Origin of the sequence: Adlercreutzia sp. DFI.6.23, from assembly GCF_024462535.1 — a bacterium.
Lineage (GTDB): Bacteria > Actinomycetota > Coriobacteriia > Coriobacteriales > Eggerthellaceae > Adlercreutzia > Adlercreutzia rubneri.
In genome coordinates this window covers 1-388 of the sequence record NZ_JANGBP010000229.1, presented here as the reverse complement: position 1 = coordinate 388, position 388 = coordinate 1, and the positions used below count along the sequence as shown (strand labels likewise).

General features: G+C 67.3%; 1 protein-coding gene. It reads left to right on the top strand.

Annotated elements, in window-relative coordinates; genetic code table 11:
• Positions 1-388: asparaginase domain-containing protein (locus tag NE591_RS13135; RefSeq protein ID WP_256156849.1), on the top strand; the 388-nt coding region annotated here is incomplete at both ends.

The following is a 388-nucleotide window of genomic DNA, read 5'->3' as shown; positions in this document are numbered from 1 at the left end:
CAGCTGCCCATCGGCGAGATCCGCGAGGACGGTACTGAGAACCTCATCACGCCGCTGCAGATCGCCGCGGCCCGCACCGAGGCCGGCGAGCCCATGGTGCAGGAGGTGGCCATCTCGTTCGGGCGCCATCTGTGGCGCGGCAACCGCGCGACGAAGGTCAGCTCCACAAATTTCGGCGCCTTCCAATCGGTCAATTACCCGCCCTTGGCCGACATGGACCTGCACATCGTTTTCCGCGAGCGCCTGCTCGCTCGGCCCGCTACGGGAGGGACACTGGCGGCGGCGCTCGCCATGGACGATGCGGTGTCGGTGGTGTTTCTGTATCCCGGTATCACCGAGGCGGTGCTGCGGCCCCAGCTGGAATCGAAGGCCGTGAAGGCCCTCGTGC